This is a genomic window from Catellatospora vulcania, from assembly GCF_009720385.1.
GTDB classification, from domain to species: domain Bacteria; phylum Actinomycetota; class Actinomycetes; order Mycobacteriales; family Micromonosporaceae; genus Catellatospora; species Catellatospora vulcania.
This window is the reverse complement of sequence record NZ_ML769308.1, coordinates 114169-136474: the sequence shown is the minus strand read 5'-3', so window position 1 is coordinate 136474 and position 22306 is coordinate 114169. Positions and strand designations below refer to the sequence as shown.

General features: G+C 73.0%; 24 protein-coding genes. 20 read left to right on the top strand and 4 right to left on the bottom strand.

Annotated elements, in window-relative coordinates; all coding sequences use genetic code 11:
* Window positions 1-15: 15 nt before the first annotated feature.
* Complete coding sequence (locus F6W97_RS16515; protein ID WP_155371228.1) at window positions 16-723, top strand: hypothetical protein; 708 nt, start codon at window positions 16-18, stop codon at window positions 721-723.
* Between the two features lie 343 nt (window positions 724-1066).
* A complete protein-coding gene (locus F6W97_RS16510) occupies window positions 1067-1855 on the top strand; it encodes a hypothetical protein (protein ID WP_155371227.1) in 789 nt (262 codons plus the stop codon).
* Window positions 1856-1859: 4 nt separating this feature from the next.
* Here the strand turns inward: F6W97_RS16510 and F6W97_RS16505 are convergent, their stop codons facing one another.
* Entirely contained in the window at window positions 1860-2672 is an 813-nt protein-coding gene (locus F6W97_RS16505; RefSeq protein ID WP_230686728.1) for an IclR family transcriptional regulator, read from the bottom strand.
* Between the two features lie 146 nt (window positions 2673-2818).
* On the opposite strand from F6W97_RS16505, the gene F6W97_RS16500 reads away from it, so the two are divergent.
* From F6W97_RS16500 to F6W97_RS16470, 7 genes are all read left to right on the top strand, one after another.
* Window positions 2819-3799: a flavin reductase gene (locus F6W97_RS16500; protein ID WP_196279182.1), complete on the top strand. Its 981-nt coding sequence runs from the start codon at window positions 2819-2821 to the stop codon at window positions 3797-3799.
* A 36-nt stretch (window positions 3800-3835) separates the two neighbouring features.
* Complete coding sequence (locus tag F6W97_RS16495) at window positions 3836-5122, top strand: acyl-CoA dehydrogenase family protein (RefSeq protein WP_155371225.1); 1287 nt, start codon at window positions 3836-3838, stop codon at window positions 5120-5122.
* Window positions 5119-6594, top strand: coding sequence for an aldehyde dehydrogenase family protein (locus tag F6W97_RS16490; RefSeq protein ID WP_155371224.1), 1476 nt, complete (start codon window positions 5119-5121; stop codon window positions 6592-6594). The genes F6W97_RS16495 and F6W97_RS16490 overlap by 4 nt, the downstream gene beginning before the upstream one ends.
* The gene (locus F6W97_RS16485; RefSeq protein ID WP_155371223.1) at window positions 6591-7445 is read left to right on the top strand and encodes an isocitrate lyase/PEP mutase family protein; all 855 of its coding nucleotides are present in this window, start codon (window positions 6591-6593) and stop codon (window positions 7443-7445) included. The genes F6W97_RS16490 and F6W97_RS16485 overlap by 4 nt, the downstream gene beginning before the upstream one ends.
* Window positions 7446-7601: 156 nt before the next feature.
* A complete protein-coding gene (locus F6W97_RS16480; RefSeq protein ID WP_155371222.1) occupies window positions 7602-8750 on the top strand; it encodes an FAD-dependent oxidoreductase in 1149 nt (382 codons plus the stop codon).
* Window positions 8747-10204, top strand: a complete 1458-nt coding sequence (locus F6W97_RS16475) for an aldehyde dehydrogenase family protein (protein WP_155371221.1) — start codon at window positions 8747-8749, stop codon at window positions 10202-10204. The genes F6W97_RS16480 and F6W97_RS16475 overlap by 4 nt, the downstream gene beginning before the upstream one ends.
* Window positions 10205-10235: 31 nt before the next feature.
* Window positions 10236-10760: an RBBP9/YdeN family alpha/beta hydrolase gene (locus tag F6W97_RS16470; protein WP_155371220.1), complete on the top strand. Its 525-nt coding sequence runs from the start codon at window positions 10236-10238 to the stop codon at window positions 10758-10760.
* A 48-nt stretch (window positions 10761-10808) separates the two neighbouring features.
* Here the strand turns inward: F6W97_RS16470 and F6W97_RS16465 are convergent, their stop codons facing one another.
* The gene (locus tag F6W97_RS16465) at window positions 10809-11450 is read right to left on the bottom strand and encodes a TetR/AcrR family transcriptional regulator (protein WP_230686727.1); all 642 of its coding nucleotides are present in this window, start codon (window positions 11448-11450) and stop codon (window positions 10809-10811) included.
* A 98-nt stretch (window positions 11451-11548) separates the two neighbouring features.
* On the opposite strand from F6W97_RS16465, the gene F6W97_RS16460 reads away from it, so the two are divergent.
* Window positions 11549-12154: a TIGR03086 family metal-binding protein gene (locus F6W97_RS16460; protein WP_155371219.1), complete on the top strand. Its 606-nt coding sequence runs from the start codon at window positions 11549-11551 to the stop codon at window positions 12152-12154.
* 116 nt (window positions 12155-12270) lie between these two features.
* Here the strand turns inward: F6W97_RS16460 and F6W97_RS16455 are convergent, their stop codons facing one another.
* Window positions 12271-12753, bottom strand: coding sequence for a TspO/MBR family protein (locus tag F6W97_RS16455; protein ID WP_155371218.1), 483 nt, complete (start codon window positions 12751-12753; stop codon window positions 12271-12273).
* Between the two features lie 110 nt (window positions 12754-12863).
* Here F6W97_RS16455 and F6W97_RS16450 point away from each other — a divergent pair, with 110 nt between their 5' ends.
* A complete protein-coding gene (locus F6W97_RS16450) occupies window positions 12864-13430 on the top strand; it encodes a dienelactone hydrolase family protein (RefSeq protein WP_155371217.1) in 567 nt (188 codons plus the stop codon).
* Between the two features lie 4 nt (window positions 13431-13434).
* On the opposite strand, the gene F6W97_RS16445 is transcribed toward F6W97_RS16450, so the two are convergent.
* Window positions 13435-13716 (bottom strand): Dabb family protein, encoded by a 282-nt coding sequence (locus F6W97_RS16445; protein WP_155371216.1) that lies wholly within the window; start codon window positions 13714-13716, stop codon window positions 13435-13437.
* Window positions 13717-13804: 88 nt separating this feature from the next.
* On the opposite strand from F6W97_RS16445, the gene F6W97_RS16440 reads away from it, so the two are divergent.
* The 9 genes from F6W97_RS16440 to F6W97_RS16400 are packed head-to-tail and all read left to right on the top strand — an operon-like array spanning window position 13805 to window position 22261.
* Window positions 13805-15457 carry a carbon-nitrogen hydrolase family protein gene (locus F6W97_RS16440; protein WP_155371215.1) on the top strand — a complete coding sequence of 551 codons (1653 nt, stop codon included), beginning with the start codon at window positions 13805-13807 and terminating at the stop codon, window positions 15455-15457.
* A 7-nt stretch (window positions 15458-15464) separates the two neighbouring features.
* Window positions 15465-16265 (top strand): oxidoreductase, encoded by an 801-nt coding sequence (locus tag F6W97_RS16435; RefSeq protein ID WP_155371214.1) that lies wholly within the window; start codon window positions 15465-15467, stop codon window positions 16263-16265.
* Window positions 16262-17230, top strand: a complete 969-nt coding sequence (locus tag F6W97_RS16430; protein WP_155371213.1) for an alpha/beta hydrolase family protein — start codon at window positions 16262-16264, stop codon at window positions 17228-17230. The genes F6W97_RS16435 and F6W97_RS16430 overlap by 4 nt, the downstream gene beginning before the upstream one ends.
* Before the next feature lie 3 nt (window positions 17231-17233).
* On the top strand, window positions 17234-18436 hold the full coding sequence (locus F6W97_RS16425) for an aromatic ring-hydroxylating dioxygenase subunit alpha (protein ID WP_155371212.1): 1203 nt from the start codon (window positions 17234-17236) through the stop codon (window positions 18434-18436).
* Between the two features lie 2 nt (window positions 18437-18438).
* A complete protein-coding gene (locus F6W97_RS16420) occupies window positions 18439-19146 on the top strand; it encodes a hypothetical protein (RefSeq protein ID WP_155371211.1) in 708 nt (235 codons plus the stop codon).
* Window positions 19139-20089, top strand: a complete 951-nt coding sequence (locus F6W97_RS16415; protein WP_155371210.1) for a hypothetical protein — start codon at window positions 19139-19141, stop codon at window positions 20087-20089. The genes F6W97_RS16420 and F6W97_RS16415 overlap by 8 nt, the downstream gene beginning before the upstream one ends.
* Complete coding sequence (locus F6W97_RS16410) at window positions 20086-20862, top strand: SDR family oxidoreductase (protein ID WP_155371209.1); 777 nt, start codon at window positions 20086-20088, stop codon at window positions 20860-20862. The genes F6W97_RS16415 and F6W97_RS16410 overlap by 4 nt, the downstream gene beginning before the upstream one ends.
* On the top strand, window positions 20859-21521 hold the full coding sequence (locus F6W97_RS16405) for a hypothetical protein (protein WP_155371208.1): 663 nt from the start codon (window positions 20859-20861) through the stop codon (window positions 21519-21521). Before F6W97_RS16410 ends, F6W97_RS16405 begins: the two co-directional genes overlap by 4 nt.
* Window positions 21518-22261 (top strand): maleate cis-trans isomerase family protein, encoded by a 744-nt coding sequence (locus tag F6W97_RS16400; RefSeq protein ID WP_155371207.1) that lies wholly within the window; start codon window positions 21518-21520, stop codon window positions 22259-22261. The genes F6W97_RS16405 and F6W97_RS16400 overlap by 4 nt, the downstream gene beginning before the upstream one ends.
* Window positions 22262-22306: the final 45 nt, after the last annotated feature.

Below are 22306 nucleotides of genomic sequence, written 5' to 3'. Positions count from 1 at the left end.
TGTTTCCATTACGCGGTGGGATCGCATACGCACGGCTGGTGGATTCTGCTCCACATCATCCTCTTCGTCTTCTGGCTCGGCGGCGACCTGGGCGTGTTCTGGTCGAGCCGGTTCGTCCTCCGGCCCGACCTCACCCCCGCCGCCCGCGCCACCGCCCTGAAGATCATGGGCGGCCTGGACCTCGGCCCGAAGATCTGCCTCGTGCTCTTCCTGCCCAGCGGCATCACGCTGATGGCGCTGGAGCCGCATGGCGCACAGGTGTTCGGCGTCAACCCGTTCGGCTGGCCGGTGGTCGTGGCGGTGTGGCTGTTCGCCGCCGCGTGGCTCGCCGCGACCATCACCGACCACCACCATCCCGGCCGCCGGCCCTGGGTACGCCGTGCCGACTGGACGATCCGGCTGACCCTGATCGCGGCGCTCGGCCTCACCGCCGTCTACACACTGGTCGCGGACCGGCCGTTCGGGGTCGACACCAACCCGCGCTGGCTGGGCGGGAAGCTGCTGCTCTACACCGTGGCCATCGGCTGCGGCCTGGGCATCCGGCTCACGCTGCGCTCGTTCGGCCCGGCCTTCGGCGCGCTGATGACCACGGGCTCGACCCCCGAGGTGGAGAGCACCCTGAAGCGCTCCATCGACGGGTGCCTGCCGTACGTGTGGGGCATCTGGGGCAGCGTGCTGGCCGCCGCGGCGCTCGGCGTCCTGAAGCCGTTCGCGGAGCTGTAGCCGCCGGACCGGGTTCGTTCCACGCGGTCCCCGGTGCCGGTGCGGGGCCGCCCTCCCCTGGTGGGGGGCGGCCCTTCCCTCGGGTCAGCGCCGGTTCCGGTGGGACTGGACCGGGTTCCGCAGGTCCAGATGATCATCTGGGTGCCGTTGACGGCGCCCCAGCCGTCGGCGTCGTCGGTTTTCGATACTCCGAAAGATGCGGACGGCGTTGATCACTGGAGGTGATCAGGCGATTGCGCAGGGAAGCCCTCCGCGCAAGGGCCGAACATCCAAAGTAGACTGTCAGATCTTGTCTGCTTTCCGGGCTGGAACGACATCGTTGAATGCACATAAGCTCGCGCGCATGTTCATGGATGTGTTGCCGGGCCTGGCGCTGTCAGCGGCGGAGGAGGCTCCGCCCGCGCTCAGCGTGGCGCTCGCGGTGGAGGACTTCGCGCCCACACTGCTGGCGTTCGTCGGGTTCTGGCTGCTGGCCCCGTCCGCCCTGGGCAGGATCGGCGCCGTGCTCATGGGCGCGGGCGGCGCGGCGAAATCGACCTGGAAACTGCTGCACGCCGCCTGGTCGATCGACGTGAACTGGCTGGACGACCTGCTCTTCCCGCTGCTGGCCGCCGGCGGCCTACTGCTGGCGCTCTCGCTGCACAAGTCACTGCGGTGGTGGCGCTGGCCGCTGCTGCTGATCGGCGCGGGCGTCGCGACCCTGGCGGTGACGTCGCGCTCGGTGCAGCCCGCGTTCATCTTCGCCACCGCGATCGTCATCTGGATCAGCGTGCTCGGCACGGTGCGCGCCTGGCGGCACGGCAATGCCCTGGCGGCCGGGCTCTTCCCGGTCAGCGTGCTCGCCGTGATCGCGCTGGTCCCGCTGCGCGGCCACGCGGCCAGCGACGCGCTGGCCTTCCAGTGGGTGCAGCAGGGCATGAACACGATGGCCCAGGGCATCTTCTTCATAGCCGCGCTGCTGACCTACCGCGCCGTGAAGGGCAAGGGCAAGGACTTCACCGACGCCGACACCGTCGACCGCCAGTGGCCCACCCCCGAGCAGAGTGGCGGCTACGACGGCAGCCGCCGCTACGACCCACAGCGCGGCGGTGACCGCTACGAATCGCAGGGCGGCCGGCGTAGGCGCAGCTGACCGCTCAGCCCGCGACGTAGCCCAGCTGCTCCGAGATCCGGCCCGCGGCCGCCACCAGCTCCTGGGCGTTGCCCGACTGCTCCGGCTTGAAGCGGGCTGCCGGGCCGGCGACGCTGAGCACGGCGACCACGTGGCCGTCGTGGTCGAACACCGGCGCCGCGATCGACGCGGCCCCGGCCTGCCGCTCGCCGAGCGAGGTCGCGTACCCGCGCTTGCGGATCGCGGCCAGCTCCTTGCGCAGTTTCGCCGGGTCGGTCACGGTCTTGTCGGTCAGCGGCTGCAGCGGGTGGCGCGCCAGGTAGGCGTCGACCTCGCTGTCGGGCAGGAAGGCCAGGAACGCCTTCGACGACCCGCCGGCGTGCAGCGGGTACGGGATGCCGAGCGTGACCTCCATGCGCAGCTCCTGGTCGGGCACGACCTGGTCGACGTAGAGGCGGGTGTCGCCGCGGCGCAGTGACAGCGTCGCCGTCTCACCGGTCGCCTCGGCGAGCTGGCGCAGCTCGGGGGCTGCCATCGCGCGCAGGTCGGTGCGGGCCAGGTAGGCCCGGCCCAGCGAGACCGCGGCGTGGCCGAGGGCGTACCGCCGGGTCACCGGGTCGACCGTGATCAGGTCGCGGCTGCGCAGCGCGGTGAGGATGCGGTGCACGGCGGCCTTGGTCAGCCCGAGCGCGGTCGCGATCTCGGTGACCCCGAGGTCGGGGTGTCCGCTGCGCCCGAAGTAGAGCAGCACGTCCATGGCGCGCTCGACAGCGGCGATGGAGCGGGACTGGCTGTCGTCGTCAGCGGTGACGGTCGACTTCGCAGCGGCAGTGGGCACGGGTCCTCCTGTGGGCGCGGACGGTCGCCAGTGTAGATCCAGGCGCGCTCCGCGCGCAGAGGCCGCACGGGCGTTGACAGGTGCGCGACCGAGTCGTTACCTTCACGGCAACAGCGTTTCCTAATGCGAAACGGAGGGCGGTGGCGGTGGACAGCACGCACCTGCGTTCGGTGCTGAGCCAGTGGCCCAGCGGCGTCGCCGTGGTCACCACCATCGTGACCGAGCCGGACGGCGCCCGCCGCCCCCACGGCATGACCGCCAGCTCATTCTCCTCCGTCAGCCTCGATCCGCCACTGGTCTCGGTCTGCCTGGGCAATCATCTGCCCACCCGGGGAATGATCGAACAGGCGGGGGTGTTCGCGCTGAGCTTCCTCGGCAAGGACCAGGCCGAGATCGGCCGCCGCTTCGCGGGCGCGCGCCCGGGAACGGACCGCTTCGCCGGGCTGGACTGGCTGACCGGGCCGACCGGCTGCCCCATGCTCGCCGACGCGACCGGCCGGCTGGACTGCACCGTCGAGCACGCGTACCCCGGGGGCGACCACACCATCTTCGTCGGCCGGGTCGTCGACGCGGCGGTGCCCCGGATCACCGCGCCGCTGCTGTTCCACTCGCGCGCGTGGGGCCAGCTGGCCGACCCGCTGCCCGAGGAGATCACCATGACGGTGCTCGACGACCCCGCCGCCGAGGCGGCGCACACCCTGCTCGTGCGCGACTCCGGCGACGTCGCGCAGGTCGCCGCCGCCGCGGCGCACGCGCCGGTGCTGGCGTACGTCACCGACGCCTTCTCCCCCGCGCGAGAAGCCGACGTGCTCGCCGCGATCGACGCGCTGGCCGGGCTGCCCGGCGTGACCCTGGGCTGCGCCGAGACCAGCCCGGCGTCCCCGCTGCAGGTGCGCCGGGTGCTGCAGGACGCCGTGGTGCGCGCCCGCCCCGCACCGGTGCGGGTGCGGCTGCTCGCCCACCACGGCCTCGGCCTGGTGAACGCGCTGGTCGCGATGAAGAGCGGGGTGCACCGCTTCGACACCGTGCTCGACCCCGGCTCCGGCGGCCTGCCCGCCCAGGACCTGCTGCTGCTGGCCCGGCAGCTCGGCGTGGCCTGCGCGCCGCTGCCCGGCCCGCGCCCCTGACGACCTCACCTGACCATCCACAAGGGAGTGCACGAAATGGCAGACCGGCTCATCGGCCAGCGCCTCGTCGACGACATGAGCGACGCCGAACTCGATCGCGCGGCCCGCGTGGAAGCGGTGCTGCCCGCGCTGCGCGCCGCCGCCGAGCAGGCCGACGCGGCCGGGGAGTTCCCCGCGGGCCACGTCGCGCTGCTGCGCGAGGCCGGGCTGCTCGGCCTGGTCGTGCCGGAGGAGTACGGCGGCCTCGGCGGCGGCCTGCGCGACCTGGCCGCCGCGACGTTCGCCATGGGCAGCGCCTGCCCGTCGACCGCGCTCGCCTTCTTCTTCCACAACACCAGCGCCTCGCGCGGGCTGCTGCCGCTGGAGGCGATCGACGCCGGGCTGTTCGACGACGCCGACGTGCCGGTGGTGCGGGCCTTCGCCGAGCAGGTGCTGCGCCGGATGGCCGGCGGCATGTGGCTGGCCAACTTCGCCAGCGAGTCGGTCAAGAGCGCGAGCGCCAACATCGCCATCTCGACCACGGCCCGCCCCGAGGTCCGCGACGGCGTCGAGGGCTGGCTGATCACCGGCGAGAAGTCGTTCGGCTGCGCCACCGGCGTCGCCGACACCTACCTGGTCACCGCCCGCCTCGACGGCACCGACACCGCCGCCGGGCTGGCCCTGTTCCTGGTGCCGCGCGAGGCCGAGGGCGTCGCCTCCCGCCCGGCCTGGGACGGGCTGGGCATGCGCGGCTCGGCCAACCACGGCATCACCCTGCGCGACGTGTGGGTGCCCGCGACCGAGGCGCTGACCGTGCCGGGCGCGTTCGTGAAGATGCTCCAGTGCAGCCGGGGCAGCTTCGTCGGCAACCAGCTCGCCATCACCGCCGTGTACGTCGGCTGCGCCCAGGGCGTCTACGACGAGACGCTGCAGCGGCTGACCAGCAAGACGTTCGCCGACACCGGGCGGCCGATTGCGGAGTCCCCCATGCACCAGGTGATCATCGGAGACATGACCGAGAACCTGGAGACGGCGTACCTGTGGCTGCGCCGCCAGCTGCTGCTGGAGACGTCCGAGCCGCCCATCGCGCCCAAGAACGAGGTCTACCGGCAGTGGCGGCTGGCCAAGGGCTCCATCTGCGAGAACGCGTTCGCGGTCGCGGTCGGCGCGTTCAAGGCGTGCGGCACCTCCGGGGCTACGCTGCACGGCACCATGGGCCGCGCCCTGCGCGACCTGTCGATGGGCCTGGTCATGACGTTCCCGCCGGAGCGCGGCCGCCTGGAGGCCGCCGGCATGATCACCGCCGACCGGTCCAACGACCTGTTCGCGAGCGTGCCCAAGTGAGCGCCCGGCCCGAGGCGGTCGCCGACCTCGTCGACGGCCACTGGGCGGATTGCGCCGACCCCCTCGGCTTCACGTTGCAGGACCCGGCGACCGGCGAACCCGTCGGGGCCGCAGTGGGCAGCAACCCCGCCCGGGTCGAGGCGGCCGTCGCCGCGGCGACGGCGGTGCACGACTCCGGCGCCTGGTCCGGCCTGCCCGCGACCGAGCGCGCCGACGTGCTCGACGCGGTCGCCACCCGGGTGGAAGCCGCAGGCGCCGACATCGCCGCCGTCGAGTCGTTCGCCACCGGCGTGCCGATCTCCCAGACCATGCCGCTGTCGGTCATCCTCGGCGGCGCGTTCCGGCTGGCCGCGATGCAACTGCGCGACGGCTGGCTGAGCAGCGCGCTGCCGCGTGAGGACGGCCGTCTCGCGCACGTCGACCGGCTGCCCTGGGGACCGGCGGCCTGCCTGGTGCCGTGGAACGCGCCCGCGCCGATGGCCGCGCACAAGGCCGCCAACGCGCTGGCTGCGGGCTGCCCCACCATCGTCAAGCCCAGCGAGTACGCCCCGTACGGCACGCAGCTGCTGGCACGGGCCGTGCACGCGGCGCTGGCCGAGGCCGGGCTGCCCGGCGGGCTGTTCCAGCTCGTACACGGCGACGCGGGCACCGGTGCGCGGCTGGTCGGCGACCCACGCGTGCGGGCCGTGTCGTTCACCGGCGGGCTGGCCGGCGGCCGGGCCGTCGCGGCGGCCTGCGCGTACGACATCAAGCCCGTGCAGCTCGAACTCGGCGGCAACAACCCGCTGCTCGTGCTGCCCGACGCGGACACCGCCGCCGCCGCCCGCGCCGCCGCGGACCTGCTGACCACGCTGAACGGGCAGTGGTGCCGGGCACTGGGCCGCCTGATCGTGCCCGCCGACCGGGCCGCCGAGATCCTCGACGCGACCCTGGCCCGGCTGGCCGCGCTCCGCGTCGGCGCGCCCCTGGACCCCGACACGGACTTCGGGCCGCTGGTCCACTCCGGACACCGCGACCGGGTCGCCGCCGCCCGCGATGCGCTCCTGCGCCACGGGGGCACCGCGCACACCGCGCCGGCCGTGCCGGAGCAGGGCAACTACCTCAGCCCGACCCTGGTCACCGGGGTCGACCCGGTGCACACCGTGCACGAGATCTTCGGCCCGGTCGCCGCCGTGCACACCTACGACACCGTCGACGAGGCGGTGGCCCTGGCCAACGGCACGCCGTACGGGCTGGAGGCGTACGTGTCCGGGACCGACACCGACGCCGCGCTCGCCGTCGCGCGGCGGCTGCGGGCGGGCGAGGTGAAGGTCAACGGGTCCAGCGTGATGAGCCTGCACCTGTTCACCCCCCGGCCGGCGTGGGGGCTGTCCGGGTACTCGGAGGAGGGCACCGCCGAGACGCTGCGCTTCTTCACCAACCCGCGGGTCGTCGGTGTCGAGGGCGGCTTCGCGCTGCACGGCCGTCCGTGACCGCCGCGGCGCTGCGGGCCCTGCTCGCCTCCGGCGGCGTCTGCCACCTGCCCGGCGTGTACGACCCGCCCACCGCGGCGCTGGCCGTACGCGCCGGGCACCGGGCGGCGCACCTGTCCGGGGCCGCCTGCGCCGCCCTCGAACTGGGCCTGCCCGACCTGGGCTACGTGCACGGCACGCACATCGCCGAACGCGCCGCCCGGATCACGCCCGCGCTGGGCGGCGTGCCGCTGCTGGCCGACGCCGACACCGGCTACGGCGACGCGCTCCAGGCGGTGTGGACGGCCCGGCGCTACGCGGCGGCGGGCGTGTCCGGCCTGCACCTGGAGGACCAGGTGATGCCGAAACGCTGCGGCCACCTCGCGGGCAAGGAACTCGTCGACGCCGACGCGGCCGCCCGCAAGATCCGGGCGGTGGTGTCCGACGGGACCGGGATCGTGGTGGTGGCACGCACCGACGCGTACACCGTGACCGGGCTCGACGACGCGATCACCCGGGGCCGGCACTACGCCGCGGCCGGGGCGGACGCCGTCTTCCTGGAGGGCGTGTCCGACCTCGACGAGCTGGCCCGCGCGCACGCGGCACTACCCGGTGTCGCGCTGGTGCTCAACCGCTCCGAGGCGGCCGGGCGCTCCGCCGCCGCGAGCGACGCCGAGCTGGCCGCGGTCGGGGTGCGCCTGGTGCTGCACCCGGTCGCGCCGCTGCTGGCCGCGCTGCACGCCGCCGACCGCGCCTACCGGGAGATCGCCACGGCGGGCGGGGCGAGCACGGATCGGCTGGCCTGGGCCGAGTTCACCGGGCTCGTCGGCCAGGACGAAGCGCTGGCCCTGGACGCCGAGAACAGCCGATGACCGACCTTTTCATAGACGTTGGCCCATCTGATCGAGTTCGATCCACGAATTCTCGATCAGATAGGCCAACGTCTATCACGTGGCGGAGCGGGCGCGACCCCGCTCCCTCGCCGAGAGCGAGCGACGCAGCATGACCGGATGCCGGGAGGAGAGGGCATGACCAGGATCATCGTGGCCGGGGCGGGGCCGGTCGGGTTGACCGCCGCGCTGGCGCTGGCGCGGCAGGGTGTCGCGGTGACCGTGCTGGAGGCGGGTGACGGGCTGGCGGCCGAGTCGCGGGCGTCGACCTTCCACCCGCCGACCCTGGAGATGCTCGCCGAGCTGGGCGTCGTCGACGCGCTGCTGGCCCGGGGCCTGATCGCACCGACGTTCGCCTACCGCGACCGCGCGCAGGGCCACATCGCCACCCTCGACCTGGGCGTGCTCGCCCGGGACACGCCGTACCCGTACCGGGTGCAGTGCGAGCAGTCGAAACTCACCCCGATCCTGCGGGCCGAGGTCGAGGCCGCCGGGGGCGAGATCCGTTTCGGCTGGCCCGTCTTCGGCGTCGACCAGGTGGCCGACGGTGTGGTGGTCCGCGCCGCCGACGGCCGCAGCGAGCGCGGCGACTGGCTGATCGCCGCCGACGGGGCGCATTCGGCAGTGCGCCGCACGCTCGGTGTGGAGTTCGCGGGCATCACCTACCCGGAGCGTTTCCTGGTCGCGTCCACCGACGAGGACCTGCCCGGGATGCTCGACGACCTCGCCGAGGTCAACTACGTGTTCGACCCGGTGGACTGGTCGGTGCTGCTGCGTACGCCGGATCACTGGCGGGTGCTGCTGCCGACGCCCGACGGCACGCCCGACCGGGACGAGCTGGACCGGCTCGACGGGCGGCTGCGGCAGGTCGCCGACCCGGGGCGGCCGTGGCAGGTCGCGCACGCCAGCATCTACCGCGTGCACCAGCGGGTGGCCGAGACGTTCCAGGTGGGACGGGTGCTGCTGGCCGGGGACGCGGCGCACGTCAACAACCCGCTGGGCGGGCTGGGCATGAACTCGGGCATCCACGACGCGGTCGCGTACGCCCGCGCGCTGGTCACCGGCGACGGCGCGGTCCGGCACGCCACCACGCAGCGGCGGCGCATCGCGCTGGAGTACGTCCAGACCGTCTCGCACCAGAACTACCAGCGCCTCACCGCCACCGACCCGGCGGCCCGCGCGGCGTACCTGGACGAGATCCGCGCCACCGCTGCCGATCCGGCCCGCGCCCGCACCCACCTGCTGCGCGCCTGCATGATCTCGTCGCTGCGCCCGGTCCCGGCATGAGCGAGCACCGCGAGCGGATCGCCCGCTACAACCCGGCGCGGGTGTACGAGCTGGTCGGCACGGTGCCCGCGGCGGAGCCGGATCAGGTCGACGCCGTGGTGCGGGCCGCCGACGCGGCGCAGCGGGGCTGGGCGCGCGTCGACGTCACCGACCGGGTGGCGGCGCTGCGGGCCGCCGCGGACGCGGTCGAGCCGCAGCTGCCGGTGCTCGCCGAGCTGCTGGCCCGCGAGTCGGGCAAGGTGCTGGCCGACTGCCGCGGCGAGCTCGGCTTCGCGCTGACGTTCCTGCGCTGGGTGGCCGAGCACGCCCCGAGGGTGCTCGCGGACACGGCGCTCGACGACGCGGCGGGACGGCTGCTGCTGCGCCGCCGCCCGTACGGCGTGGTCGCGGCGATCACCCCGTGGAACGCCCCTATCATCCTGTCCCTCCTGAAGATCGCCCCGGCGCTGGCCGCGGGCAACACGGTCGTGGTGAAGCCGTCACCGCTCGCCCCGCTGGCGATCGACCGCACGGTGCGGCTGCTGGCGTCGGCGCTGCCGGCCGCGGTGCTGCAGGTGCTGCACGGCGACGCGCGGGCGGGCGCCGCGCTGGTCGGACATGCGCTGGTGGGCAAGGTGGCGTTCACCGGCGGCGCGGCCACGGCGCGGGTCGTCGCGGCGACGGCTGCGGCGCAGACCACGCCGACCGTGCTGGAGCTGGGCGGCAACGATCCGGTGCTGCTGCTCGACGACGCCGACCTGTCCCCGGAGCCGATGCGGCGGCTGGTCATGGCGACCTTCGCGACCAGCGGGCAGGTGTGCATGGCGGCCAAGCGGCTGTACGTGCCCGAAGCCCGCCATGACGAGTTCGTCGCCGCGTATCTCCAGGCCGCCGAGGAGGTGCTGTGCCTGGGCGATCCGCTCGCCGCGGGGGTGAGCATGGGACCGGTGGTGACCGCGGAGGCGGCGGCCCGGATCACCGGGCTGGTAGAGGACGCCGTGGCGCGCGGCGGGCAGGCCCTGCCGGTCGGCCGCGTCGATCCGGGTGCCGACTTGCGGGCCGGGCACTTCGTCGTGCCGACGCTGGTGACAGGCGTGGCCGAGGACGCCCCGGTGGTCGCCGAGGAGCAGTTCGGGCCGACGGTTCCGGTGCTGGCATACCGTGCCGAGGACGACCTGGTGACCCGCGCGAACGCCGGCGAGCTGGGGCTCGGCGCGTCGGTGTGGTCGGCCGACGAGGAGCGGGCGTTCGCGGTCGCGCGGCGGTTGGAGGCCGGGTTCGTCTTCGTCAACACGCACAACCGCACCGGCATGTCGCTGCGCGCGCCGTTCGGCGGGGTCAAGCGCTCCGGGTACGGCCGCGAGTACGGCGAGGAGGGCATCGCCGAGTTCGCGCAGACCTGTGTCGTGCACGCCCCGGCCGCGTTCCGGGCGGGCGGCGCGGGCGCGGCGGCGAACGCGTACCCGTCGTCCTGATCGGGTGATCCGGCCCGTCTACCCTGCTGACGTGACGAGCGTGCTGATCCTTCCCGGCTTCGAGAACTCCGGTCCGGCGCACTGGCAGACCCGGTGGGAGCAGGAGCACGGGTTCCGGCGGGTCGAGCAGGCCGACTGGTTCCACCCGCTGGTCGGCGACTGGGTCGACACGCTGGCCGCCGCGGTGGCGGCCGCACCCTGGCCGGTGACCCTGGTGGCGCACAGCCTGGGCTGCGTGACCGTGGCGCACTGGGTGGCCCGCGGCGGCGACACCGCCCGGGTACGCGGCGCGCTGCTGGTCGCGCCCGCCGATGTGGACACCGCGGAGGTGCCCGAGCTGGTGAACTTCCGCCCGGTGCCGCTGGTGCCGCTGCCGTTCCCGAGCATCCTCGTCGCCGGCGACGACGACCCGTGGGCGGCCCTGCCGCGCAGCGAGGCCTTCGCGCGGGCGTGGGGCTCCCGCCTGGTCGTGGTCCCCGGCGGCGGCCACCTCAACGCCGACTCCAACCTCGCCTCCTGGCCGGAAGGCCTGGCCCTGCTCACCGAACTCCGCTGACCGACGGCCCCCCGTTGATCATCCGACTTGGTGTGCGGGTGGACCGGGTCAGGGGGTGCGCCAGCGCCAGTTGAGTTCGGCGGCGGTGGGCGGCGGGCCGGGGAGGTCGGTGCGGGAGCGGTCGGCGGCCAGGCCGTCGAGCAGCAGGGCGAGGTGGCGGGCCCGCAGTCGCCGGGTGCGCGCGGGATCGGGTACGCGAACCGCCGCGCAGCTCTCCAGCAGCAGGGTGACGTCCGCGACCACCGCATCCGGACGCAGGCTGCCGTCGTCGAGCGCCCGCTGCACGAGCCGCCCCGCCAGCTCGCCGGCGGCGCGGGCGGTCGCGCCCATCTCCGGCGTCGGCGTGAACGTCCCGGCCAGGTGCACGGTCAGCGAGTGCACGTCGGCGTCGACGATCTCGGCGAGGAACCCGGTGAGGCCGCGCCACGGGTCCGGTTCGGCCAGCGCCGCCTGCGCCTGTGCCACGAACAGCAGCAGCCCGTCGTGGCACAGCCGGCGCAGCAGCTCCTCCTTGCTGCTGTAGCGGCGGTAGAGCGCGCTGATGCCGACGCCTGCCCGCTCGGCCACAGCGGCGATGGGGGCCTTCGGGTCGGCGAGGAACACCTCCCGGGCCGCGTCGAGGATCACCGTGTCGTTGCGGGCCGCCTGCTGCCTGCGGCCCGACATCGGGGCCGCGCTCGTCTCGGTCACGCCGACCAGACTAGCAGTGGAACGGATCGTTCCGCTCTGCTAAGCTTAAACGGAACGAGGCATTCCGTTCCGGAAATGCCGAGACGAAGGGCGGAGCCATGACCACGATCACCGGCACGAACGCGATCACCCTGCTCGGCGCGGCGCACACCGCGCTGCGGACGGCCGTGGCGGGGATCCCGGCCGACGGCTGGGACCTGCCGACGCCCTGCGAGCACTGGACGGTCACCCAGGTGCTGCAGCACGCGACCGGCGACCAGATCGGATACGCCGCCGCGATCACCGGCGGGCCGTGGCCGGCCGAGGACCCGTTCCAGCCCTCCGGCCGCATCGACGGGGACGCCGCCGCCCTGCTGGAGCAGGCCCTCGACGCGTCGACCGCCGCCTTCGCCACCGTGGGCGCCGACGCCGAGCAGGTGCCCGTGCCGCTGCCACAGGGCCCGCTGCCGCTGTGGATCGCCGCCGGGGCGTGCGCGCTCGACGCCGCCGTGCACGCCTGGGACATCGCCGTCGCCACCGGCGCCCCGTCGCCGCTGACGGCACCGGACGCCGAGCAGCTGCTCGCGGTGGCGAAGCAGATCGTCGAGCCGCTACGGGCGTACGGGGCGTACGCCGCCGAGCTGCCCGTCGCCGCCGACGCGGACGCCACCACCGTCCTGCTTGCCTACCTGGGCCGCCGCGCCACCTGGACCCCGCAGGCCTGACCCGCCACCCTCCCCCCCACCTGGCGCAACTCTTAAAGAGTCGCGGCCTCCACCCGTGCCGATGGCCGCGACTCTTTAAGAGTTGCGGCCATCGGGGGTCGGGGTCGGGGTCGGGGCTAGTTGAGGTGCCAGATGGTGAAGTTGAGGGCGGAGGCGAAGGTGACCCAGAGCCAGTAGGGCGCCAGCAGCCAGGCCGCCACGGCCGAGATCCGGCGGAACAGCAGCACGGTGACGCCGATGGCCAGCCACAGCAGCACGATGTCGGCGAACGCGAGGCCGCGCAGACCGGCGCCGAAGAACAGCGGCGTCCAGATCGCGTTGAGGACGAGCTGCGCGGCGTACGCCCACAGCGCCGGACCCCAGCCGGCCCGTCGCCAGACCAGCCAGCCCGAGACCGCGATCATCGCGTAGAGCACCGTCCAGACCGGCCCGAACAGCCAGGACGGCGGCGCCCAGCCGGGCCGGGCCAGGGCCGCGTAGTCGTCGGCGGGTTGCGCCACGGCCAGCCCGCCGACCACCGCCGCCACGAGCACCGCCGCGAGGAAGCCCGCGAGCGCCCACCACTGAGCCGCGGGACGTCGTGCCAGGTGAACTGTCATGTCTCCGCTATAGCCGAAGCGACCACGACGGAAACGGCGTTTCGCGATGTTGCGTCGATTCGCGGGTCGGTGCGGATTGCGGCGTCGGCGCGGCCTGTCAGGATGGGCGGATGGCCCACGTCCTGCTGTTCCACTCCGTCATCGGGCTGCGCCCGGCCGTGCTGACCGCCGCCGAGCGACTGCGGGCCGCGGGGCACACGGTGCTGACCCCCGACCTGTTCGACGGGGTCGTGGTGGACACCGTCGACGAGGGGTTCGCACTGCTCGACGAGATCGGCCCGGAGGTCGTGCAGCAGCGCGCCCGGCAGGCGGCGGCACATCTGCCCGGGGGCGGCGTGCTGGCCGGGCTGTCCATGGGCGCGGGCTTCGCGCAGGCCATCGCCGAGCGCGAGCCGCGGGTCGGCGGCCTGCTCCTGCTGCACGGCACCGCGGGCACGCCCCGCCGGATGCCGTCCGGGCTGGACGCCCAGCTGCACGTCGCGGCACGCGACGAGTACGAGTCGGCGGACGAGATCATGGCGTGGGAGATGGCGATGGCCCGCCTGGGCACCCACCCGGAGGTGTTCACGTACCCGGGCGGGCACCTGTTCACCGACGACGCCTCGCCCGACTACGACGCGGCCTCCAGCGAACTGACCTGGGAACGCTGCCTGCGTTTCCTGGACGTGCTGAGCTGAGCGGTCACCGGCTGAAGTCGACTACCACCCGGGCCGCCAGCCGCGGGCGCAGCCACTGCGCCAACTCCAGGTGCGCCGGGTGTTCCTGGTATCCGCGCAGGTCGGCCTCGTCCTCGTGGGTCGTGATCAGGCACAGGTGCGCCGAGACCGGGGTGTGCAGCTCGTCCAGGTGCGCCTGGAGCGTTCGGACCTGGGGAACCACCCCGACCAGCCCTTCCAAAAGATCCTTCGCCTTGGCAGCATCGTCTGCGTCGGTGAACGTCATCAGCACTACGTGAGAAAGCATCACGACCTCCGGTCGACCCCTGTTGTAAACGCCCCCGCGAGTGTAGTTTCGGGAAACAGCGTTTCGCTAGGGGAACCGGAGACACCACATGGCTCCAGTACGGGTTGCCGCGGTGCAGCTCGCGGCGTCGGAAGACGTCGAGGCCAATCTCGCCGCCTGCCTGCGCCTGATCGACGAGGCCGCGGCCCAGGGCGCGCAGCTGATCGTCGCGCCCGAGTTCTGCAACCACCTGTCCTACTACGCCGACCGGGCGCACGCGCACCGCATCGCCACCCGGCCCGGCGACCCGTTCCTGACCGCCGTCGCCGAGCGCGCCCGCAAGCACCGGGCGTACGTGAAGATCAACGTCACGCACGCGCACCCCGACGGCCGCACCGGCGGCACCAACTTCATGTTCGGGCCGGACGGCGCGGTGCTCGGCCAGTGCGACAAGCAGACCCTGATGGGCGCCGAGAACGACCACCTCGACCCGGCCGGCGAGGTCGGGCCGGTGCTCGACACCCCGCTCGGCCGGTTGGGCATGTACGCCTGCATGGAGGGCGTCATCAACGAGGTGGCCCGCGGGCTCGCCCTGCGCGGCGCGCAGGTGCTGCTGAACAGCCTCAACTCGTTCGCCACCGACGAGGCGAGCCTGCACATCCCGGTCCGCGCGGCCGAGAACAAGGTATGGGTCGTCGCCGCCAACAAGGTCGGCCCGCTGCTGCCCGAGGAGCACCTCCCGCGGCTCAGCGCGGCGCTCGGCGTACCCGCGGAATGGCTGCACGGGGCAGGAGAGAGCCAGATCGTCGCCCCCGACGGCACCGTCGTCGCCAAGGGGCCGCGCACCGGCGAGGCCGTCGTGATCGCCGACATCGACCCGTCGCTCGCCGACGACAAGCGCCGCCCCGACGGCACCGACATCTTCGCCGCCCGCCGACCCGAGCTGTACGCCCCCATCGCCGCCCCACCGCACGGCCGCCGCCACGGATCCGGCGCGGCCACCCTGCCCGTCGCAGTGGTCCGCGGCGACACCGCCACGGTGGTCCGCGAAACCGCCCGCGCCGCCGCCGCAGGCGCCCGCCTCATCGTCACCACCGAAACCGACCCCACCCTGCTCGCCGCCGCCCTCGACGGCACCAGCGCCCACGCCGTGACAGCCACCCCCACCGGCCCGATCCTCGTCGACGCCAACGGCGAAGTAGCCCGCCAACCCGTCCTCCACCCCCTTGATCACGACGATCTTGCGCGAACGGTTGCCCATTCGCCGGAAACACCCGTGTCGTCCCCACAGTCCACGCAAGATCGTCCCCGTGAGGGCGGAGTGTGTGTGGTGCAGCTGCCGTGGGGACGGTTGGCCATGGTCGCGGGGGCGGACTCGATCTTTCCCGAGGTGTTCCGGTTGGCGGCGCTGGCTGATGCCGATGTGGTGGCGGTGCCGTTCGAGGCTGCGGAGCAGTGGGAACTGAGTCTCGGGTTGCCCGAGCGGGCGGCGGAGAACCGGCTCAACGTCGTCGCCGTCGCACCGCTCGACCAGGACAGCGCGGTGTTCGCGCTGTCGCCCGACTTCACGTTGTGGACCGCTTGGCAGGGGCCCTTCACGGGGCGGATCAGTCACCCGGTCGTCACCACCGTGCCCGCCGGACAGGTGTCCGGGCGGGCTGACGTCGCTCCGGCACAGGCCGCCAACCGGCAGGTGTCCCGGCAGACGGACCTCGTCGACGGCCGCCCCTGGCGGCTCGTGCAAGCCCTCACAGAAAGGTAGACCGCCCGTGGCCGAGACCCTGCGGCACGTCGAGGACATGGTGGACAACTCCCCCGCCGTCGACGTGCACGAGACGTTCCACCTGTACCAGGAGCTGCTGGCCGAACTGAAGGCGAAGATCGACGCCCGGTTCGAGCTGCAGCGTGACCCGTCGACCCTGGAGCTGGAGTCGTACGGGCAGTACCCGGACGGGCCCGGCGGCTCGCTGGCCGCGTACAGCGGACCCGAGGTCGACTGGATGGTGCACTCCTGGCTGGGCAACCCGTCGGCGAGCTTCGCCAACCTGCACCTGACCGTGTGGCTGGGCCCGCAGGTCAAGGTGCCGCACCTGGGCCTGGCCCTGCTGGTGTGGCCGGAGGGCTGGTTCTACCTCGACTCCGTGCCCCGGGTGAACCTGATCGCCGACGGCGAGTACTACGACAGCTACTACGCCCCGCTCGACGCCGACTGGCTGGCCCACCGCGCCGACCCCGAGTTCGAGTACTTCGTCAGCCGGGCCGGCTTCATCCGGGCCAGCCTGAGCCCGACGGCGTACTGCTACTCGTTCGGCAGGAGCGAGCGCAACATCGACATCGTGCGCAAGCTGACGCATGAGCACGTGGACCGCTGGTTGCGCTGGGTCGACGAGGCCCCGCCGGTGCCGGAGGACGAGCGGGCCGCGCTGGCCGAGACGGACCTGCGCATGCGGCGCAACATCGCCGAGCGCGACCCGGCCAACGTGATGGGTGTGCGCTTCTTCGGCCAGGAGACCACGGACAAGCTGGTCCGCGGCCTGTGGGGCGGCGACCGGAAGCTGGCCCGGCCGTGACGGTGATCCGTTCTGTCTGGTGGGCCGCGACCATCCCGGGCCACGAGCCGCCGTTCGACACAGCCCACCTGCGCGTCTACTACCCGGCCCTGCCGGACGGCTCGGACCGCGAGCGGCTGTCCGGCGTGATGGCCGCCGACCCGGCGGGCGCCCCGTACCCGGTGGCCGTGATCGTGTCCGGGGTCAACGTGGGCCAGGAGGCGTACCGCTGGCTGGCCGAGCGGCTGGCCGAGCAGGGCGTCGTCGCGGTGACCTACGACTGGGTCGGCACGCTGTTCGGCGGCCTGCACGGCATCACGCCGGGTGTGGACCTCGACGCGGCCCGGCCCGACGGCTACGGCAAACGGCCCACCACGCCGTCGCTGCGCCCGGTGCTCGACGCCCTCGCCGCGATGACCGGGCCGGTCGCCGGGCTGCTCGACCTGAACCGGGTCGCCCTGATCGGACACTCCGCGGGCGGCACCGTCGCGCTCCAGTCCGCGCGGTTCGTGCCCGAGGTCAAGGCGGTGGCGACGTACGGGGCGCACACCATGGTCGCCACCATGCTGGGCTGGCCCGCGGGCACCGTGCTGCCGGCCCAGGCCGACTGCCCGGTGCTGCTGGTCGCGGGCACCAACGACGGCGTCATCAACGGCTCGGCGGACCGCTACGGCGAGGACGCGGCCACCCGCCGCGACCCGATCACCCGCACCTTCGACGAGGCGCTGCCCGACCGGGGCGGCGACAACGCGCTGGTACGGCTCGCCGGGGCGAACCACTTCGCGATCGTGCACCCGGTCGACCACACCGCCGCACGGGCGTTCCTCGACCAGCCCGCCGACGGCGACCCGGCCGCGCACCGCGAACTGCTGGCCGACCTGCTCGGCACGTTCTGCCGGATGCATCTGACCGGCGACCAGGCGTCGTATACCGAATGGGACAAACTCGCCGATCACGGCGGCGTCGCGTCGATCCAGCGGAGGTAAGCCATGTTGAAGAACTTCTGGTACGCGGTCGAGTTCGCCGACCGGGTCACCACCAAGCCGGCCCGGGTCACCGTGCTCGGCCAGCACCTGGCCCTCTACCGCACCCCGAAGGGCCGCCCGGTGGCGCTGTCCGACCTGTGCGTGCACCGCGGGGCTGCGCTGTCGGGCGGCTGGACCAAGGACGGCTGCCTGGTCTGCCCGTACCACGGCTGGGAGTACGACGCCGAAGGCCAGGTCACGAAGATCCCGGCGAACCTGCCGGGCCGGGGCATCCCCAAGAAGGCCCGCGTCGACTCGTACCCGGTGCAGGAGAGGTACGGCTTCGTCTGGGTCTTCATGGGCGACCTGCCGGAGTCCGAGCGCCCGCCGATCCCGGTGTGGCCGGAGTTCGACGACCTGAAGGAGAACGGCGGCCGCTTCCGGGCGGTGACCGGCGAGTTCCTCTGGAAGGCCAACTACGAGCGCATCCTGGAGAACGGCTGCGACATCGCGCACGCGCCGTTCGTGCACGCGGGGGCTTTCGGCAACCCGGAGCGGCCGGAGGTCGCCGAGTACGAGCTGGAGACTCCGGACGAGTGGTCGGCGTTCGCGACGGTGGACCTGTACCCGCCGCGGCCGAAGGGCATCTGGGCGGCGCTGAACCGCAACAAGGGCGACCTGAGCAACCGCCCGCCGGTGCGCACCTCGGCCGGCTGGATGCTGCCCAACATGATCAAGCTGCACGTGCGGCTGCCGATCGGCGAGCTGATCATCTACGACACCAACATCCCGATCGACGAGACGACCACGCTGGTCAAGTGGGTGGCGCTGCGCACCTTCTTCACCGGCAAGTGGGCCGACAAGAACGCGATCAACCGCACCTTGAAGATCTTCTACGAGGACGCGGAGGTCGTGAACAAGGTGCGGCCCGAGCTGCTGCCCTTCGACCTGGGCGCGGAGCTGCACATCAAGAGCGACCTGATCGCGGTGCACTACCGCCGCCGCCGGCAGGAGCTGGCCGAGAAGGGCTGGCTGCTGTCCGAGGAGGACAGCATCACCGGCGACGTGCCGCGGCGCACCGCGACCGTGATCGCGTCCCCGGCCCGCCGGGAGAACCCCGAGCTGGCCCGCGCCTGGGTGCACAAGGCCCGGGGCGAGCACCCGACCGTGCAGGCCGCCTGGGACGCGGCCGCCGCGGCCGAGTCCGATTCCACCCCTGAGGAGTGACCGTGAGCCTGCCCGCCGACCTGTGCGAGCGCACCCTGCAACGTATCCTCGCCCGCCACCCGGACCTGGTCGCGCAGGAGACGCCGCTGGCCGAGCTGACCAGCCCGATGTCTCCGGCTCCGGTCGGCTCGGTGCGGATCTTCCGCGGCGCGGCCGTGGCCAAGGTCGTGTACGTCGGCCTGGTGGTCCCGATGATCCACCTGGACAGCCACATGATCTTCGCGTTCACGCCCGAGGACTCGGCCGTCCCCCACTTCACCCTCGACTCGGTGTACGGCGGCTCGTACCACGCCTTCCACCTCGACCTGATCCCCCGCGCCGACCTGGCCGCGAACCTGCCCTACCTGGACGCGGCCTTCCACCCGCTGACCCCGGTGTTCGAGGCCGCCTCGACGACCGAGGGCCTGTCCCCCGCCGCGATCGGCCCGCGCCAGCGCGCCATCATGTCGCCGTGGATGCTGGTCAACCGGGCCACCGAGGAGGCGTTCGCGGGCATCGACGCGCACGTCGACGCGTACGCCGACCACTGGTCGACGCTGGTCGAGAAGGGTGTGCCCAGCCCGGAGGGCGTCGACCTGGCCGCCCGGGACGCGGCGGTGCGCGCCAACATCTTCAGCCGCGACGTCGACCCGGTCTGGGCGCAGGTGTCCCGGCTGCTCGGCGACGAGACCACCGACGCGATCCGGGCCGAGCTGGTGGCCAATGGCTGAGCCCAGCGAGTGGCAGAAGCGCATCACCGGCGAGTGGCACGGCCGGCCGTCGCTGTTCGACGCCACCGGGACGTGGTGCGGGTACGAGGACATCCGGCGCTCGTCGGTCTTCGAGAACGGCGTGACCACGTACTACATGGACGGCGGGCTGACCGGGGGCGGGCCGCTGGCCGGGCAGTTCCGGCTCGGCGCGCCGTTCGCGTTCGGGGTCAAGGACGCCGACGACGACCGGGTGTACACCGGCCCGGACTTCTACGGCACCGGGCAGCCCTACGGCTCGTTCGTGGACTCGCACTACTACGGCCCCGGCTGGCAGGTCGACCTGAACACCTGGAACCAGATCCTGCCCGACGGGCAGACCCAGGTGTACTCGTCCGTGCTCTACCAGGGCTGGTCGGTGGTCGGCTGCTTCAACGGCGTCTACACCCGCAGCACCGACCACGACGACAACCCCGCCACCCAGGCCCGGGTCACCGACTTCCTGGCCGCCGAGACGCGCCGCGGCCCGGTCCCGTTCATCATGCCCACCAAGCAGTCCGGCGCGTACGCGGGCAGCTGCGAACTCTGGGGCGCCGACCAGAAGCCGCGCGGCGCCGTCGACGTGCGCATCAGCCTCGAACCGCTCGACCTGCTGCACACCCGTCGCACCCTGACCTGGTCCGGCGCCCTGGACCGCAGCGCCACGGCCACCGCCCGGCGCGACGGCAACCGGCTGTTCCACGAGGGCCCGGACGCCTGGGGCAACGCGGTCACCTTCGGCCGCGCCGCGTTCGGCTCACTGCACTTCACCGACGTGACCAAGCTGAAGTACCGCGAATTCATGATCGACGCCGAACCCGGCATGTCCGCCGGCAAGCGCCTCGCCGTCGTCTACGAGATCTTCGACGGCAACGTGCTCGACGGCGTCCTGCACGGCCTGCTGGAATGGGAGGACGGCGCATGACCGGCAAGGTCGTGGTGGTCACCGGCGGCACGCGCGGCATCGGCCTGGGCCTCGTCCGGGAGCTGGCCGCACGCGGCGCACAGGTCGTCTACTGCGGACGGTCGGTCGACTCGGTCAAACGGGCCGGCGAGCAGGCGCCCTCGGCGTACGGCGTGGTCGCCGACGTCACCGACCGGGAGGCGGTGCAGCGCCTGTGGGACGCGGCCGTGGAGCGGCACGGGCACGTCGACATCTGGATCAACAACGCGGGCATGTCCCCGGCCCGCCGCAAGCTCTGGGAGCTGGACCCCGCGGCGCTGGACGCCACGGTGGACCTGAACCTGCGCGGCCTGCTGCACGCCAGTGCCGTCGTGCTGGCCGGAATGGCCGCGCAGGGCGCGGGCGCGCTGTGGAACATGGAGGGCTTCGGCTCCAACGGCATGCTCCGCCCCGGGCTGACCGTGTACGGCGCGACCAAGCGGGCCGTCACCTACACCACGGACAGCCTCGCCAAGGAGGTGGACGGCACCGGGGTGACCGTGCACCACCTGTCCCCCGGCATGGTCGTCACCGACCTGCTCACACACGACTACACCCCGGACGAACTGGCACAGGCCAAGAAGATCTTCAACATCCTGGCGGACCGGGTGGAGACCGTCACGCCGTGGCTGGCCGAAAAGGTGCTGGCCGGAGCCCCGAACGGGGGCCGGGTGGCGTGGCTGACCCGGGGCAAGGCGTTCTGGCGGTTCCTGACCGCGTTCCGCAAGCGTGACGTGTTCGGGGAGGACGCGTGAACACCAACGACTACCCGGTGATCATGGCGCTGGAGGACTACGTCCCCACGCTGCTGGCGCTGGCCGGGTTCTGGCTGCTCGGCGGGGCGTCCGCCGCGATTGACCGGCGGGCCGCCTTCGCCGGCCGGTTCGGGGCGGTGCTCATCGGCCTGGGCGGGGTGGCGAAGTCCACCTGGAAGCTCATCCTGTCCGCGTTCGGCACCGACCTGCGCTGGCTGGAGCAGTCGCTGTTCCCGCTGATGGCGACCGGCGCGCTGCTGGTGCTGTGGTCGCTGCACACGACCCTGCGCGGGCGGCGCGCGCCGTGGTGGCCGTACGCCCTGGTGGGTGTGGGGATCGCCGGGGCCGCGGTCGCGCTGACCAGCGTGCAGCCGGCGTTCATCGCGGCCACCACCGGCGTCACCGCGATCAGCGTGCTCGGCGCGGTGCTGGCCGGACGCCGCCGAGCCTGGGGCGCGGTCGTGCTGTACGCGCTCGGGGTCGTGGCCGTCACCTCGCTGGTGCCGCTGCGCAGCCACCCGCAGCACGACACCGTCGCCTTCCAGTGGCTGGAGCAGGGCGCCAACACCCTCGCCCAGGCCGTCTTCCTGACCGCCGCCCTGCTCACCGTCCGCGCGGCGAAGGTCGCCGCGGCCCGCCCGGTGGAGGTGCCCGCATGACCGACGCTCTCGGCTGGCGGCGCAAGTTCGGGGTCATCGCGCCGTCCACGAACACCATCGTCGAACCGGACTTCTACTCGATGACGGTGCCCGGGGTGACCGCGCACTTCTCCCGCATCCACATCCGCAACCAGGACCTGTCCGACGACGCGAACTTCGAGCACCTGCTCACGCAGATCCGCGACGAGATCGGCTCGGCCTGCGAACGGGTGCTGACCTGCGAACCCGACTACATGGTCATGGGCATGTCGGCGGAGACGTTCTGGGGCGGCGTCGAGGGCAACCGCGAATTCGTCCGCCAGATCAAGGCGATCACCGGGCTGGAGGTCGCCACGGGGGCCGAGGCCTGCGAGCGGGCGCTGAAGATCTACGGGGCGCGCCGCATCGGCGTGGTCACGCCGTACCAGCCGGTCGGCGACCAGAACGTGGTCAAGTTCTTCAGCGAGATCGGGTTCGAGGTCACCGCGATCGAGGGCCTGAAGTGCCCGACTGCCGTGGCCATCGCGCACGTCACCGAGGACGAGCTGCGCGACGCGATCCGCAAGGTCGACGGGCCGGACGTCGACGCGATCGTGCAGTGCGGCACCAACCTGTCCATGGTGCGCCTGGCCGACGAGGCCGAGCGCTGGCTCGGCAAACCCGTCATCGCCATCAACGCCGCGACCTGGTGGATGGCATTACGCGACAACGGCATCGACGACAAGGTCCACGGCGCCGGCTCCCTCCTCCGCGACCACTGACCCACCCCACCACCCCGCCCCTGCCGGACCCCGCTCCGCTCTGCG